Source organism: Rhizobium pisi, from assembly GCF_003938655.1.
GTDB lineage: Bacteria > Pseudomonadota > Alphaproteobacteria > Rhizobiales > Rhizobiaceae > Rhizobium > Rhizobium pisi.
Genome location: NZ_RJJT01000003.1, coordinates 36,576 through 52,687 on the forward strand (window position 1 = coordinate 36,576; position 16,112 = coordinate 52,687).

At 61.9% G+C, this 16,112-nt stretch carries 12 protein-coding genes and 1 pseudogene; 9 read left to right on the forward strand and 4 right to left on the reverse strand.

Going from position 1 to position 16,112, the window contains the following annotated elements; translation table 11 throughout:
* Positions 1-111: 111 nt before the first annotated feature.
* A complete protein-coding gene (locus tag EFD55_RS04715) occupies positions 112-1,107 on the reverse strand; it encodes an aldo/keto reductase (RefSeq protein ID WP_125843463.1) in 996 nt (331 codons plus the stop codon).
* A gap of 136 nt (positions 1,108-1,243) precedes the next feature.
* Here EFD55_RS04715 and EFD55_RS34265 point away from each other — a divergent pair.
* The 4 genes and pseudogenes from EFD55_RS34265 to EFD55_RS04735 form a co-directional block, all read left to right on the forward strand.
* Positions 1,244-1,378, forward strand: a pseudogene (locus tag EFD55_RS34265) (LysR family transcriptional regulator); the annotation flags it as partial.
* 44 nt (positions 1,379-1,422) lie between these two features.
* Positions 1,423-3,105, forward strand: coding sequence for an adenylate/guanylate cyclase domain-containing protein (locus EFD55_RS04725; RefSeq protein ID WP_125843465.1), 1,683 nt, complete (start codon positions 1,423-1,425; stop codon positions 3,103-3,105).
* Between the two features lie 219 nt (positions 3,106-3,324).
* Complete coding sequence (locus EFD55_RS04730; protein ID WP_125843466.1) at positions 3,325-4,569, forward strand: TCR/Tet family MFS transporter; 1,245 nt, start codon at positions 3,325-3,327, stop codon at positions 4,567-4,569.
* Between the two features lie 144 nt (positions 4,570-4,713).
* Positions 4,714-6,117, forward strand: coding sequence for an MATE family efflux transporter (locus EFD55_RS04735; RefSeq protein ID WP_125843467.1), 1,404 nt, complete (start codon positions 4,714-4,716; stop codon positions 6,115-6,117).
* Between the two features lie 73 nt (positions 6,118-6,190).
* On the opposite strand, the gene EFD55_RS04740 is transcribed toward EFD55_RS04735, so the two are convergent.
* Positions 6,191-6,511, reverse strand: a complete 321-nt coding sequence (locus EFD55_RS04740) for an antibiotic biosynthesis monooxygenase family protein (RefSeq protein WP_125843468.1) — start codon at positions 6,509-6,511, stop codon at positions 6,191-6,193.
* Between the two features lie 128 nt (positions 6,512-6,639).
* Positions 6,640-7,845, reverse strand: a complete 1,206-nt coding sequence (carA, locus tag EFD55_RS04745) for a glutamine-hydrolyzing carbamoyl-phosphate synthase small subunit (protein WP_125843469.1) — start codon at positions 7,843-7,845, stop codon at positions 6,640-6,642.
* A 270-nt stretch (positions 7,846-8,115) separates the two neighbouring features.
* Between carA and EFD55_RS04750 the strand changes: the two genes are divergently transcribed.
* Entirely contained in the window at positions 8,116-8,568 is a 453-nt protein-coding gene (locus EFD55_RS04750; protein ID WP_125843470.1) for a GatB/YqeY domain-containing protein, read from the forward strand.
* On the opposite strand, the gene EFD55_RS04755 is transcribed toward EFD55_RS04750, so the two are convergent.
* The gene (locus tag EFD55_RS04755) at positions 8,549-9,448 is read right to left on the reverse strand and encodes a hypothetical protein (RefSeq protein WP_125843471.1); all 900 of its coding nucleotides are present in this window, start codon (positions 9,446-9,448) and stop codon (positions 8,549-8,551) included. The genes EFD55_RS04750 and EFD55_RS04755 overlap by 20 nt on opposite strands.
* A 665-nt stretch (positions 9,449-10,113) precedes the next feature.
* Between EFD55_RS04755 and dnaG the strand changes: the two genes are divergently transcribed.
* The 4 genes from dnaG to EFD55_RS04780 all read left to right on the forward strand — a co-directional run bounded on the left by dnaG (position 10,114) and on the right by EFD55_RS04780 (position 16,021).
* The gene (gene dnaG / locus EFD55_RS04765) at positions 10,114-12,105 is read left to right on the forward strand and encodes a DNA primase (RefSeq protein ID WP_125843472.1); all 1,992 of its coding nucleotides are present in this window, start codon (positions 10,114-10,116) and stop codon (positions 12,103-12,105) included.
* On the forward strand, positions 12,105-13,973 hold the full coding sequence (recQ, locus tag EFD55_RS04770) for a DNA helicase RecQ (RefSeq protein WP_125843473.1): 1,869 nt from the start codon (positions 12,105-12,107) through the stop codon (positions 13,971-13,973). Before dnaG ends, recQ begins: the two co-directional genes overlap by 1 nt.
* A 68-nt stretch (positions 13,974-14,041) precedes the next feature.
* The gene (locus EFD55_RS04775) at positions 14,042-14,770 is read left to right on the forward strand and encodes a class I SAM-dependent methyltransferase (RefSeq protein ID WP_125843474.1); all 729 of its coding nucleotides are present in this window, start codon (positions 14,042-14,044) and stop codon (positions 14,768-14,770) included.
* 63 nt (positions 14,771-14,833) lie between these two features.
* Complete coding sequence (locus tag EFD55_RS04780) at positions 14,834-16,021, forward strand: glycine C-acetyltransferase (RefSeq protein ID WP_125843475.1); 1,188 nt, start codon at positions 14,834-14,836, stop codon at positions 16,019-16,021.
* Positions 16,022-16,112 lie beyond the last annotated feature (91 nt).

Below are 16,112 nucleotides of genomic sequence, written 5' to 3' on the forward strand. Positions count from 1 at the left end.
GACGGGAAGGAGTGATTGCCCTTGGCTTGCGCTCAGCGCATTCGCTCCTGTCGTCGCGCGGATGAGGGGCCGCACGGCACAACGTTCAAGCCCCTTCAATCCGCCCTTTGCTTACTTCTCACTGTCCATATGCTGCAGCATATGTTCGGGGTAACGCCCGCCAGCCGCCGCATCCTTCGGCACGGCACGTTCGATGGCGGCGAAATCGTCTGGCGACAAGTCGACCGCGCGGGAGCCGAGCGCCTCGCTCAGCCGGTCGCGGCGGCGGGCGCCGATGAGCGGGACGATGTCCTTGCCCTTGGCGGCGACCCAGGCGATGGCGATCTGGGCGACAGAGACGCTCTTTGCCTCGGCAATTTCGCGTAGCTTTTCCACCAGAGCGAGGTTCTGCTCGACATTGCCTTCCTGAAAGCGCGGGCTGTGGGTGCGGAAATCGCCGGCGGAGGCGGCCTGGTCCTTCTGCCAATGGCCGCTGATCAGGCCGCGCGAGAGCACGCCATAAGCGGTGATCGAGATGCCGAGCTCGCGTGTCGTCGGCAGGATGCGGTCCTCGATGCCGCGTGAGATCAGCGAATATTCGATCTGCAGGTCGACGATCGGGGCAACGGTGGCGGCGCGGCGGATCGTGTCGGCGCCGACTTCCGACAGGCCGATATGCCTGACATAGCCAGCCTGGACCATGTCGGCGATGGCGCCGACCGTATCCTCGATCGGCACGTTCGGGTCGAGGCGAGCCGGCCGGTAGATGTCGATATAATCGACGCCGAGGCGCTGCAGCGTATAAGCGAGGAAATTCTTCACTGCGGCCGGGCGGGCGTCGATGCCGCCCCAGGCAGAGGCGGGATCACGCAGGGCGCCGAATTTGACGCTGATGACGGCATTCTCAAGCTTGCGGCCTTTCAATGCCTCGCCGATCAGCATCTCGTTATGGCCCATGCCGTAGAAGTCGCCGGTGTCGAGCAGGTTGATGCCGGCATCGAGCGCGGCATGGATCGTGGCGATGCTTTCGGCGCGGTCGGCAGGGCCGTACATGCCCGACATGCCCATGCAGCCGAGCCCGATGGCGGAGACTTCGGGTCCGGTTTTTCCCAAACGATAGGTCTGCATTGTCTTCTCCATCATATGCGCCGTGCGGCGCGATTGGGCATTGCGCCGGAGCGGCGCTGTCGGATGTCGTTCTACCGCTTTCGCATTTGTCCGATAATCCGGATGGTATCGAACGGGCCGTGCGGAAAAATGCACAATGAACGATCTTCCCTTGAGTGATCTGGATGCCTTTGCGGCGATTGCAAGGGAGCGCGGTTTTCGCGCCGCCATCATCTTCTGCTCGGGTTTGTCTGCCCGCGCGAAGACGGAGGAGCGGTTCTGTGTTAGCCTCGCTAAACTTGCGGCTGCGATCTGTGGGAACTTCTCGGAGGGCGAATGGCGAGCGTTCCTGTCAAGCGACGGTTGGCGGCAATCATGGCCACGGACGTGGTCGGTTACGCCCGCCTCATGGAGAGTGACGAAGAGGCGACCCTTGCTCTGATCAAGGCGTTGCAGGCTGACGTCATCGCGCCGAACATCGAGCGCAACGGCGGCAGGATATTCAAGCTGATCGGCGACGGAACCTTGTCCGTGTTCGATTCCGCCACCGGGGCGGTCGAATGTGCGATGGCGATCCAGGGCGAACTGGTGCGCAGCGAGCCGGGCGCCCGCATGGTTCTCAGGATCGGGATCAACCTTGCCGACGTGCTGGTCGACGGTACCGATATGTTCGGTGACGGCGTAAATGTCGCCTCCCGGGTTGAGGCAGGCGCCGTGCCCGGCGGCATCAGCATTACCGATGGTGTCTATCACCAGATTGCCGCGCGGATCGGCGGCGAGTTCGTGGAGGGCGGCGAAAAACGTCTGAAGAATATCGAGCGGCCTGTTCGCGTCTGGCACTGGCAGCCGCCTCATACGGGAACCATGAAAGCGGAGCCCTCGCGCATTGCCGGATCGGCAGCATCGTTGGATAGAGAAAAAGTCCTGGTCAGGGTTGGCGTCGCGTCTTCGGCTCTTCCCCATCAGCAGGAGGTCATGGGGTTGATCACCTCCGGCCTCGAACAGTTCCTTTCGGAGCGACACTGGATCGACGTCGCGTCCGCCTCGGCGGCTGAAATGGGCAGCCGCTCCCACGACTACACGGTCAGCATCGGCATTCATGGGGCGGGTCCGTTCCGGTTGAACGTCAGGTTCCTGCGCACCTCGGCCACATCCATCCTCTGGTCGAGGGCTTTCGATCTTCCTGCGGATTGCGATATCGACGCCATCGAATCGGTGGCGGCGGGGATCGTGTCGCTCGTCGTCGACAAGGTGCTTTCCGCTGCATCAACGACGATTGCCAGGAAATCAGAGGCTTCCTGGTCGGCATACGAGTATTTTCTTTACGGCAGGATGCTCGACGCGAAACATCTGCTGCCCGACGCAGAGCGCTTCTTCCAGAAGGCGACGGAACTTGATCCAACGCTCATCGACGCGCATGCGATGTATGCGCTTGCACTGACCTATTCCTTCTCTATGGAAGGCGTGATCGAGCGACTGCGTCGCGCCGAAGACATCTCGCGCATTGGCCTGCAGCTCGACAATAACCATGCCTTTTCCCACTACGCGGCGGCATCGGTTCAACTGGTGATGCGAAACTATGATGGCGCGGAATCCCACTATGTCAAAGCACGCGACCTGGCGCCGGGCGACATTGAGATTCGCGCCGATCATGCCGAGATGCTTCACTACGTCGGTGATCTGGAAACGGCTGCAACCGAAATCGAAGAATGCTTCAGGAAGGCGAAATATCCGCCTGTGTGGTTCTGGGCGGTCAGGGGGATTATCCGGTTTCAGCAAGGCCGGGCGGATGATGCGGTCGAGGATTTCGAGAATATTCCCAAGAAGTCGTGGCGGTCGCTGATCTTGCTCGCCGCAGCTCATGCTCTGCGCGGTGATGAAGTGCGGCGGAGGCACAATGAGGTCGAGGCGCGCAGCCTCCAGCCGCGGCTGAGCCCGGAGCTGGTGCAAAGAACATTTCCCTATCGCAACGAAGGTGCGCTTGCGAAGCTCCTTGGCGCTTTCGGAGCCGTGGCATAGATTTCGATGCATTCACCGGACTGAGATAACAGGCAAGATCCCTTCAGTGTCCACTTCTTCGGGGCTTGGGGCACTTGCAACCAGGATGCTGCATAAATTTCCCGTACAGCACATCGAAACTTTGAATGTTCACGGATTGTTTCGGTTTCTTTTCTGAGCTATGTCACTTTGGCGGCGACGAAATCGTCTTTCCAGAAACAACCGCTGTAGAGATGCCTCATGTTGGATCCAAAATTCGTTCGTCGCGGCCTTTTCCTGGTTTTCATCATCCTCTTCCTCGACATTATCGGCATCGCCATCATCATGCCGGTTCTGCCGGCCTATCTCGAGCAACTGACCGGCGGTAGCGTCAGCGATGCGGCGGTCGACGGCGGCTGGTTGATGCTGGTCTATGCCGGCATGCAATTCCTGTTTGCACCGCTGCTTGGAAACCTGTCAGATCGTTTCGGCCGCCGGCCGGTCCTTCTGCTTTCGGTGCTGACCTTCGCGATCGACAATTTCATCTGCGGCATCGCCACCAGCTTCTGGATGCTGTTCGTCGGCCGCGTTCTTGCCGGCATCAGCGGCGGCAGCTTCGCCACCTGCTCGGCCTATATCGCCGACATCAGCACGGAGGAGAACCGGGCGAAGAATTTCGGGCTGATCGGCATCGCCTTCGGCGTCGGCTTCACGATCGGCCCTGTGGTCGGCGGGTTTCTCGGCGAATTCGGCCCGCGCGTGCCGTTCCTCGGCGCGGCTGCGCTATCGCTCCTCAACTTCATCGCCGCCTGCTTCCTGTTGCCGGAAACGCTGGAGGCGAAGAACCGCCGCCGGTTCGAGTGGAAGCGCGCCAATCCGCTCGGCGCGCTGCGGCAGATGCGCCATTATCCCGGCATCGGCTGGGTCAGCCTCGTCATGTTCCTGTTCTTCCTGGCGCATGCCGTCTATCCCTCGGTCTGGTCGTTCGTCTCGACCTATCGCTACGGCTGGAGCGAAGGGCAGATCGGCCTGTCGCTCGGCATCTACGGCATCGGCGCAGCACTCGTCATGGGACTGGTTCTGCCGCGCGTCGTGCCTCGGCTCGGCGAATGGAAGACCGCACTTCTCGGCCTTTGTTTTTCGGCTGCGGGGCTGACCGGCTATGCCTTTGCCTGGGAGGGCTGGGTCGTCTACGTCGTCATCGTCGCGACTGTCATGGAAAACGTCGCCGACCCGCCGTTGCGCAGCATCGCCGCCGGCAAGGTGCCGCCTTCGGCGCAGGGCGAGCTGCAAGGCGCGCTGACCAGCCTCAGCAGCATCACGACCATCGTCGGGCCGCTGATCTTCACGCAGATGTTCGGCTATTTCACGCGCCCCGATGCGCCGGTCACCTTCGCCGGCGCTCCCTATCTGATGGCTGCCCTGTTCATCCTGCTGGCTGCCGGCGTGTTCCTCATGCGCGTCCGGGTTCGCCAGCGGACCGAGGTGCTGGAAGCGGCGGGTTGACCGATCAGAAACGCTGATACGATGATGAATTTTTCATCATTTGCCCCTTTGGGGTGGTTCTTTGCGGGGCTTTCATCTAAATCCAGATGATATTTCGCCGAGAAACTGCGCGGCGACGCATATTTCAACCACAGGAATGGTGTCATGGACACGCCGATCGACGCGCGCAGGATTGCGCCGACAACCGATAACCGCTGGGGCGCGCATTTCCGCGCAACACTGGCGCTCGGTATTCCGCTGATCGGCGCCCAGCTTGCCCAGCTCGGCATCAACACCACCGACGTGATGATCGTCGGCCGGCTCGGGGCAGAACACCTGGCGGCGATGGTGCTTTCGGCGCAGTTCCTGTTCACGATCCTGCTTTTCGGCTCCGGCTTTGCCATCGCCGTCATTCCGATGGTGGCGCAGGCCTATGGCCGTGGCGACGTCATCTCCGTGCGCCGGTCGCTGCGCATGGGCCTCTGGGTGGTGACGGGATACTGGATCATCATGCAGCCCGCCTTCTTTAATTCGGAGCAGATCCTGCTCTTCGCGCAGCAGAAGCCGGAGGTGGCACGGCTTGCCCACGGCTACATCGTCATCGGCCAGTTCGGTGTGCTGCCGGCCCTGCTTTTCAACGTCATGCGGGCGCTGGTCAGCGCCATCGGCAAGGCGGGCATCATCCTCAACGTGACCATCGCCACGCTGGTGCTGAACGCGATCTTCGCCTACATGCTCGTACTCGGCCATTTCGGGTTCCCGGCAATGGGGCTCGAGGGTGCGGCGATCGTTTCGGTCGTTGTGCAGACGGCCGGTTTCCTCTTCATTCTCGCCTTCGTCCAGAAGCGGGAGGAGACGCGGCGCTACGAGATCTTCGTCAGGTTCTGGAAGCCCGACTGGCATGCGCTGTTGGAGGTCATCCGGCTCGGTTTTCCGATCAGCGTCACCGTGCTTGCCGAGGTCAGCCTGTTCACGGTGGCTTCGCTGCTGATGGGCTATATCGGCACCATCGAGCTTGCCGCCCACGGCATTGCACTGCAATGGGCTTCGATCGCCTTCATGATCCCCCTCGGCCTCAGCCAGGCGGCGACGGTGCGCGTCGGCGTGGCGCATGGGCAGGGTGATTACGATGGGGTGGTGCGTGCGTCGATCATGGTGGTCATTCTCGCCTGCGCCATCTCGGCGGTGGGCTCGGTCCTCTTTGCCACGATGCCGCAATTCCTCGGCAGCTGGTTTCTCGACCTCAGTTCGCCCGAGGCGCCCGAGGTGCTGGCCTATGCCGGCCCGCTGATCGTCGTCGCCGGGCTTTTCCAGCTCGTCGACGGGCTGCAGGTCGTCGCCAACGGATTGCTGCGCGGCCTCAAGGATGCGCGCGTGCCGATGATCATGGCGCTGATCGCCTATTGGCCAATCGGCTTCCTGCTCGCCTGGACCTTCGCCTTCCCGCTGGGTTTCGGGGGCATCGGCATCTGGTTCGGCTTCCTCGTCGGGCTGGCAGCTGCCGCCGTCATGCTCTGCGGGCGGTTTTACCTTCTCCTTCGTCGGGAAGGGTCTACCGTCGGCGCCTAGAACGTTGGAGCATGATGTCGTCCGAAAACCGCTTACACTTTTCGGCATCACGCTCCGGCCGACCGTCTTTCCCTCAGGCCGCGACAGGCTTGTAGCTGGCGAGATCGGCGCGAATGCCAAGACGCGCAAACATTTCCTGCGGATCGAAATTCGCGGCCTTGTGCGCGGCCGCGACGGCTGCCCGCACGCGCTCGACGACATCGGCGCTTTTCCACTGGGCGATCGTCACGAAATTGAATTCGCCGGGACCGGCGACCTGCTCCAGCACCGTGTGATCGATGAAGCCGTCCTGGGCCTCCAACACCTTGTGGACCATCATCACATTGACCAGAAACTCCTCGCGCGCCGCCGCCGGCACGATGAACTTGTCGACTCGATAGAAAGCTCCGCTCATCCGTTTTCTCCTGCATCAGATGTCTGCAGGCAGTTCTGTAATTCCTCAAGCTAAGTTGAGGTCAATATGGTGGCAAAGAAAAAGGCCCGGTCGAGCGGGCCTTCATCCGAAATCGTCATGCCTTGAAATCAGCGTTCGGCCAGCGCCGGCTCGCCCTTCTTCTCGCGCACCATGTTGATGAAGCGGCGGAAGAGATAGTGGCTGTCCTGCGGGCCGGGAGAGGCTTCCGGATGATGCTGGACCGAGAAGACCTGCTTGCCGAGGACGCGCAGACCGCAATTGGTGCCGTCGAAAAGCGAAATATGAGTCTCTTCAACGCCATCGGGCAGCGACTTCGAGTCGACCGCGAAACCGTGGTTCATCGAGACGATCTCGACCTTGCCTGTCGTATGGTCCTTGACGGGGTGGTTGGCGCCGTGATGGCCCTGATGCATCTTCTCGGTCTTGGCGCCGAGGGCGAGACCCAGCATCTGATGGCCGAGGCAGATGCCGAAGAGCGGGATGTCGGTCTTAATAAGCGTCTTGATCACGGGCACGGCATATTCGCCTGTCGCTGCCGGATCGCCAGGGCCGTTCGACAGGAAGATGCCGTCCGGCTGCATGGCGAGCACGTCTTCGGCGCTCGTCGTGGCCGGCATAACCGTCACCTTGCAGCCAAGGCCGGCAAACAGGCGCAGGATGTTACGCTTGACGCCGTAATCGAGGCAGACGACGTGGTATTTCGCGTCCGCAGCGGCGAGTTCGCCGTAGCCTTCGTTCCAGGCCCACGGGGTCTGGGCCCATTGCAGGGACTGGCCCGAGGAGGCGATCTTGGCAAGGTCGAGGCCTTCGAGGCCGCTCCAGGCTTTGGCTTCGGCCTTCAGCGTCTCGATGTCGAAGACGCCGTTCGGGTCATGGGCGATCACCGCGTTCGGGGCGCCGTTCTCGCGGATCCAGGCGGTCAGCGCGCGCGTGTCGATGCCGCAGAGGCCGATGATGCCGCGCGCCTTCAGCCACTGGTCGAGGTGCTTGGCGGCGCGGTAGCTCGAGGGTTCGGTGATGTCGGCCTTGAAAATGACGCCGACGGCGCCGTGACGGGCGGCAGGCGTCAAATCCTCGATGTCTTCATCATTGGTGCCGATATTGCCGATATGCGGAAAGGTGAAGGTGACGATCTGGCCGAGATAGGACGGATCCGTCATGATCTCCTCGTAGCCGGTCAGCGCCGTGTTGAAGACGACTTCGGCCTGGACCTTGCCGGTGGCGCCGATGCCCTTGCCTTCGATGACAGTGCCGTCGGCAAGAACGAGCAGGGCGGTCGGCTTTTCGATTGTCCAGGGTGCTGTCGCGGTCATCTTCATCCCGTTTCCGGCGGTCGGCGCGCGTTGCCGCGCTCGTCGCCATTTGATCTCGCAGGCGTGTGGGCACGGCAATGCCGCGCGCTTGAGGCCTGATCACGAATTTTGGTGCAGGTGGCGGTAAATAGCCACGCAATCGCTTAGCGTCAATCTTTGTAGCCGAGATCTCGGCCGTTTTCTTGCGCTTTATCGCGCTGACCGCGCAATTTATTTGATCCCCCGCATCAGCGTGGTTTATGAAGCGGCATCAAAAAAGGAGTGAAGACCATGCTGCGCGATCAACTCGGCACCCAGCTGAAAGAGGCGATGAAGGCCAAGGATGCGGAGCGGCTTTCCACCGTCCGGCTGATTCAGGCCGCGATCAAAGACCGTGATATCGCCAATCGGGGCACCGGCAAGGAGCAGGCGAGCGACGACGAAATCCTGCAGATCCTCGCCAAGATGGTGAAGCAGCGCGACGAATCGGCAAAGATCTACGAAGAAAATTCCCGGCCGGAGCTTGCCGCCAAGGAGCGCGCCGAAATCGTTGTCATCCAGGATTTCATGCCGAAGCAGCTTTCCGAGAGCGAAGTGCGGGCCAATGTGTCGGCGATCATCGCCGAGACGGGTGCGGCGGGCGCCAAGGACATGGGCAAGGTGATGGCGGCGCTCAAGGAGCGTTATGCCGGCCAGATGGATTTCGCCAAGGCGTCTGCGACCGTCAAGGAACTTTTGAGCTGATGGGTTGCGCCTGCGGTTCGTCGTGGACCGCAGGCCCGAGCACCGCTTCGGCGGCTGCATCGATGATGGCGAATTTCGACGCCTGATAATTCCAGTATTCCAGAATGAAGGGACCGGACAGCCAGAAGTCGCCCTTGCGGGATGGCTCGGTCCAGCCGACGCTTCCCATGTTTGCTGCCTGCGTCAGAAGCCGCTTCAGGTGGGTGTTTGAGATCATGAACTGTTCGCGGATTTCCCGGAGCGACAGAGGGCCGATCACGACGCGCTCGGCCGTCCGGGGAAATTCCGGAAGTCGCGAGATCAGGTAATCCATCACCAGCCCGCCGGAATTTGCCCAGTTGAACAGGTTGAAGGTCGGGCCCGGATTGCGCACCGCCTCGCTGCCTATGATCGCCTTTGCGATCAGCGGCTGGATCGCCGCCATCATCGCCGAGGGATCGGCGCTGATCTTGTCGGCGCGTTTGGCGCCGTCGATGCTGTCGAGGATCATCATGTGGGCGACGAGCCACCGGATGAAATGCTGTTCGGCGATTTCGGTGGGCTCCAGGTAGCGTGTGCGCTTATCGGGACCGGGAACGGCGCGCAGGAAGCGGTAGGCCAGCATTTCCTGCATGAAGGCCGCGGCCGTGTTGCGGCTGGCGATGTCGTTCTTCACGGCGAAATCGATGAAGCGCCCGGAATAAAGGCCGCTTCTGCCGTCGTCGGGATAACCATAATGAAGCGCGAAGCCGGCATGTGCCATCAGCCAGCGTTGCTGTGCAGCAAAAATCGAGGCGATGCGCGGGCTCTCGCGATAGATCGAAAGCATTTGATTGGCGCAATGCAGGATCGCAGCGAGAAAGCGATCTTCGGCTGAAAGATTTTTCGCGGTAAAGGCCATTGGGAGGTCCAGGATTTCGGCGCATACATCTTCACGCAAGCGCCGCCTGTCAACGGTTTTGTTAATAATCAGTTAATTTCAAAGGGAAACTGTACCAAAGGAAGCCAAAAATTTAAGAAGGCAGGAGCTGGGGGCGCTCCTGCCTTCTTGCTCTTTGCTTCCGCCGGCACGCAGGGCCGAGGCCCAAGCCGGAGGGTATTTGCAAAGGCACCCTTGCGAAGCGGCGCCGGGGGTAGGGATGGTGCTTCGCTTGGGGATCGCTTTGTTGAGATCGAACCTATTGCGGTGCGGTGGCTTATTCAAATTACAAAAAAATAATGATTGGCGGAAACGGCGGTTTGGGAGGTGTCAAGGCGCATGCCGGGCCGTCGGCCCGAAGATGAGGGCGCTCAATCGTTTCGATTGATAACATACTGTTTTAAAATGGTTTAATCAGAGCTTTCCAAAAGCTTCGGTTCCTGGCGGAGGACTCGCGTCGACGGAATTCCTGGTCTGCGCGGACAATAATGTCGCACCCCTGTCGCAGGGGCGATAACGTGTTTTTGATTGGATAACCGACGCCGCCGACGGCCGGTGCACTTGCCTGTGAATAGCGGGTTTTCCTGACGAGTTTCGTGGCATGGCATGGCAAAGCAGCTTATATGGAGGTTGGCCAAGAGGTATAAATGCGCTTTTCCAACACCTTTCTCGATGAGATCCGCGATCGCGTTCCGATTTCGAACGTGATTGCGCGTCGCGTGAGTTGGGACAAGCGCAAGACCAACGTCTCGCGCGGCGACTACTGGGCCTGTTGCCCGTTCCACGGCGAGAAATCGCCGAGCTTCCACTGCGAGGATCGCAAGGGCCGCTATCACTGCTTCGGCTGCGGCGTCACCGGCGACCATTTCCGCTTCCTGACCGAGCTGGAGGGCCTGAGCTTTCCCGAGGCCGTGCAGCAGGTCGCCGACATGGCCGGCATGCCGATGCCGCTTGCCGATCCCGTGATGGAGAAGCGGGAGAAGGAGCGCGGCTCGCTGATCGACGTCATGGAAATGGCGACGCGTTTCTTCCAGGACCAGCTGCAGACCGCCAACGGAGCCAGGGCGCGCGCCTATCTGCGCGACCGCGGGCTGACGGGACGAACTATCGAAACCTTCCGTCTCGGTTATGCGCCGGACAGTCGCAACGCGCTCAAGGAATTCCTTGCCGGCAAAGGCGTCACCAAGGAGCAGATCGAGGCCTGCGGCCTGGTCGTCCATGAAAATGTGCCGGTGTCCTACGATCGCTTCCGCGACCGCATCATGTTCCCGATCCTCTCGTCGCGGGAAAAGGTGATCGCCTTCGGCGGCCGGGCCATGTCGGCTGATGCGCCGGCGAAATATCTGAACTCCAACGAGACCGAACTCTTCCACAAGGGCAATGTACTTTACAATTTTGCCCGCGCACGCCGCGCGATCCAGGGGCCGGGCCGCGATGCCCAGGACGACAGCGCGTCCGGCACTATCATCGCCGTCGAAGGCTATATGGACGTGATCGCGCTCTATCAGGCGGGGGTGGAGAATGCCGTTGCGCCGCTCGGGACAGCGCTCACCGAAAACCAGCTCGAACTGCTCTGGAAAATGGTGCCGCAGCCGGTGCTCTGCTTCGACGGCGACGGCGCCGGCATCCGCGCCGCCAATCGCGCCGCCGAACTGGCGTTGCCGCATCTGAAGCCCGGCCGCTCCGTCCGCTTCGCGCTGCTGCCCGACGGCAAGGACCCCGACGATCTCGTGCGCGACGATGGTCGTGCGCCCTTCGATAAGGTGATGAGCCAGGCAAAGCCGCTTTCCGAAATGCTCTGGAACAGGGAAATCAACACCGGCAAGTTTGATACGCCCGAGGCGCGCGCCGAACTCGAGGCGCGACTGAAGCAGCTCGTCGCCGTTATCGCCGACGAGAATGTGCGCCGCCATTACCAGCAGGACATCCGCGACCGGTTGAACGCCTTCTTCCAGCCGCAGTTCCAGAACCGCGGCAATGGCGAGCGGCGCGGCTTCAACGGCCGCGCAGGCCGCGACAATGCTGGAAAGGGAGGGCCGAAAAGCCCGAACGTCATTTCCGACCGGCTTGCCCGCTCCGGCCTAGTGCGCGGCCATCAGGACAATACGGCGCTACGCGAAAGCGTGCTGGCGCTGACCGTCGTCAACCATCCCTCGCTGATGATCGACGACTATGACGAAATCGCCGCGATCGAATATGACAGCAAACCGCTGCAGCGGCTCTGGTCGGCGATGCTGGGGGCAGCCGCTGCCGTCGCCAGCCAGCATCTGACCCGGGAATATCTGACCGAGCGGTTGGAATTCGAGGGCTTCGGCCCGCTTATCCAGAGCCTCGACCAGCAGGTGCGCAATGCCCGGCTGTGGACGGCGACCGAGGAAGCGGCGATGGAGGATGCGCGCGAGGGGTATCGCCAGGCGCTTGCCTTCCACAAACGCGCCAAGGCGCTGCGCCGCCAGAAGATCGAACTTGAGCGCGAGATTGCGCTTGCGACCGAAGCCGGCGACGGCGAGGCGATGGTCCAGCTGATGCGAGCGCAGCAGGAGGTGCATTTCGAAGGGGTACGCCTGGAAAACCAGGAAGCCATCATCGACGGCTTCGGTGTGCTCTCCGGCCGCGTCAAAGGAGCGGCGAACCACTGATGCCGCTCAGCGAACGCAATGAACCGGGCTTTTCCGCTTCCGGCGCGCTGTTTTCCGACCGCCGCGCGCCGCTCGATGTCCTGAAGCAGGTCTACGGCTATTCCTTCTTCCGCGGCAAGCAGCAGCAGGTGGTCGAGCACGTGGTTTCGGGCGGCGACGCGGTGGTGCTCTTTCCGACAGGCGCCGGCAAATCGCTCTGCTTCCAGATCCCCGCACTTTGCCGTGAGGGCGTCGGCATCGTCGTCTCGCCGCTGATCGCGCTGATGCGCGATCAGGTGGAGGCGATGAAACAACTCGGCATCCGCGCCGCCGCCCTCAATTCGTCGCTGTCGCGCGAGGAGTTCGGCGAGGTTCGCCGCGCACTTTCGGCAGGCCAGCTCGACCTTCTCTACGTGACGCCCGAGCGTATTCTGACCGATGGTTTCCGCGAACTGATCGCCAATGAGAAGATCGCGCTGTTTGCGATCGACGAGGCCCATTGCGTCTCGCAATGGGGCCATGATTTCCGCCCGGAATATCGCGAGCTCGGCCGGCTCGGCGAACAATATCCCGGCGTGCCCAGGGTGGCGCTGACGGCAACCGCCGATCCGCACACGCGCGACGATATCATCGAGCGGCTGGGGCTCGGCAATGCCGAGATCTTCACCACTAGCTTCGACCGGCCGAACATTGCCTATGAAATCGTCGAGCGCGACCAGCCGCGCCAGCAGCTCCTACGCTTCCTCTCCGGCCACAAGGGTGACAGCGGCATCGTCTATTGCCTGTCGCGGGCCAAGGTCGAGGACACGGCCGAATGGTTGAACGGGCAGGGCATCCGCGCGCGTGCCTACCATGCCGGCATGGACAGGACGGTTCGTGACGCCAATCAGGATGCCTTCCTGAAAGAAGAAAATCTCTGCCTGGTCGCCACCGTCGCCTTCGGTATGGGCATCGACAAGCCGAACGTGCGTTATGTCGCCCATCTCGACCTGCCGGGCTCGGTGGAAGCCTATTACCAGGAGACCGGGCGTGCCGGGCGCGACGGCCTGCCGTCGGAGGTTTGGATGGCCTATGGCATGGCCGACGTCATCCAGCGCCGCCGGATGATCGACGAGGGCAATGCCGCCGAGGAGATCAAGCGGGTCGAGCGTGCCAAGCTCAACGCCTTGCTGGCGATCTGCGAAACCGCCTCCTGCCGGCGGCAGGCGATCCTTGCCCATTTCGGCGAGGCGCATGGCGGCCAGTGCGGCAATTGCGATACCTGCCTGAAGCCGGTCGAGACCTGGGAGGGCACGGAGGCGGCGATCAAGGCGCTGGCCGCTGTCTATCGCACCGGCGAGCGTTTCGGCGCCGGCCATGTCGTCGATGTGCTCCTCGGCAACGTCAACGAGAAGACCGAGCGTTTCGGCCATACCGAGATGCCGGTCTTCGGCGCCGGCAAGGATATTCCGGCACGCACATGGCAATCCGTCTACCGCCAGTTGCTCGCCATGGGGCTGATCCGCATCGATCATCAGGCCTATGGAGCGCTGAAGCTGGAGCCGGAGGCGCGCGCGGTCTTCAAGCACGAGCGGCAGGTGTTCTTCCGCAAGGACCGCCCGGCCTCGGAGCGGCGCACGAAGAAGGCCGAGCGCAGCGAGCGCAAATCGGGGCTGTCGGGCGCCGACGGCACCCTCTTCGAGGCGCTGCGGGCTGAGCGCATGGCGATTGCGAAATCACTCGGCGTGCCACCCTATGTCGTCTTCCCCGATACGACGCTGATCGCCTTCGCAACGGAGAAGCCGCGGAGCCGCAAGGAATTGCTCGCCATATCAGGTGTCGGGCAGGCGAAGCTCGAACGCTATGGCGATGCGTTCCTGGAGATCATTCTCTCGCACGACAAGGATTGAGCGGGCCGGCCGATGCTTGAGATCGGCTCATGAGGCGTGGTAGAGGCTACCGCCCGGGAGGAGTGCCGATGGCCCAGAATATCTACGACCGGCCGGATTTCTTCGCCGGATACAGCGACCTCAGCCGCTCCGTCCGCGGGCTCGACGGTGCGTCCGAATGGCCGGCGGTGCGTGCGCTTCTGCCCGATCTTGCCGGCAAACGTATCGTCGATCTCGGCTGCGGCTTCGCCTGGTTTTCGCGTTTCGCCATGAGCCAAGGCGCCAAAAGCGTGCTGGCGCTCGACATCTCGGAAAACATGATCGCGAGAGCCAGGGCCGATACGGCTGAAGCGGCGATTACTTACGAGATCGCCGATCTCGAGCATCTCGAACTTGCAAGAGCCTCCTTCGATTTTGCGTACAGCTCGCTGGCGCTGCATTATATCGAGGATTTCGCCGGTCTCGTCGCGACCGTGCACCAGGCGCTTTTGCCGGGCTCGCACTTCGTCTTCACCATCGAGCATCCGATCTTCATGGCGCCGACCAGGCCGGACTGGGCAACCGATGCCGAGGGGCGGCGCATCTGGCCGCTCGACCGCTATTCCGTCGAAGGCGCGCGCACGACCGACTGGCTCGCAAGCGGCGTCGTCAAGCAGCACCGCAAACTCGCCACGACGCTCAACACCTTGATCGCGGCCGGTTTTTCCATTCGCCATGTCGAGGAGTGGAGCCCGAACGATGAGGAATTGCGGGACAATCCCGATTGGGCCAGGGAAATGGACCGGCCGATGTTCCTGCTGATTTCCACCCAGCGCTGAAAGAAGACAAGCCGGCGGCGATATGCTAACCCGGAAGCTATAAAACGTCAGGAAGGGCCGTCCATGACCTCGCAATTTCTCTCCCATCTCCGATCCGAGATTTCGGCGCTGAAGGATGCCGGCCTCTACAAATCCGAGCGGGTCATCACCTCCAAACAGGCCGGCGAGATCGGCATTTCCACCGGTGAGCGGGTGCTGAATTTCTGCGCCAACAACTATCTCGGCCTTGCCGATAACGAGGAGCTGGCCGAGGCCGGCAAGCAGGCGCTCGATCGCTACGGCTACGGCATGGCCTCGGTGCGGTTCATCTGCGGCACGCAGGAGGAGCACAAGCAGCTCGAGGCGCGTATCTCCGCCTTCCTCGGCATGGAAGACACGATCCTCTATTCCTCCTGCTTCGACGCCAACGGCGGTCTCTTCGAAACGCTGCTGTCCGAAGAGGACGCGATCATCTCGGACGCGCTGAACCACGCCTCGATCATCGATGGGGTCAGGCTTTCGAAGGCCAAGCGTTTCCGCTACGCCAACAACGACATGGCGGCGCTCGAAGAAGAATTAAAGAAGGCCGAAGGCAGCCGCTTCAAGCTGATCGCGACCGATGGCGTCTTTTCGATGGACGGCATCATTGCCAATCTCGGCGGCGTCTGCGACCTCGCCGAGAAATATGGCGCAATGGTCATGGTCGATGACAGCCATGCGGTCGGTTTCGTCGGCAAGCATGGCCGCGGCTCGCCGGAATATTGCGGCGTCGAAGGGCGGATCGACATCATCACCGGCACGCTCGGCAAGGCGCTCGGCGGCGCTTCCGGTGGCTATACCTCGGCAAAGGCTGAAGTGGTGGAATGGCTGCGGCAGCGCTCGCGGCCTTACCTGTTCTCGAATACGCTGGCGCCTGTTATCGCGGCCGCCTCGCTCAAGGTGTTCGACCTCATCGAAAACGGCGATGCCTTGCGACAGCGTCTTTCGGACAATGCCGATCTCTTCCGCAGAGAAATGACTAAGCTCGGCTTCACGCTTGCCGGCGAAGGCCATCCGATCATTCCCGTCATGCTTGGCGACGCCAAGCTCGCGCAGGACATGGCGAGCCTGATGCTGAAGAAGGGGATCTATGTGATTGGTTTCTCCTTCCCCGTCGTGCCGAAGGGGCAAGCTCGCATCCGCACGCAGATGTCGGCGGCCCATTCGCGGGCGGATGTGGAAAGGGCGATTGCGGGTTTTGCCGAGGTGGGACGGGAACTGGGTGTGATTTGAGCGAGGCTGCCACCCCTTCTCCCCAGCGGGGAGAAGGTGGCCCGAAGGGTCGGATGAGGGGGTGAGCGAAGCGAAGTTTCGAGCGGCAAGC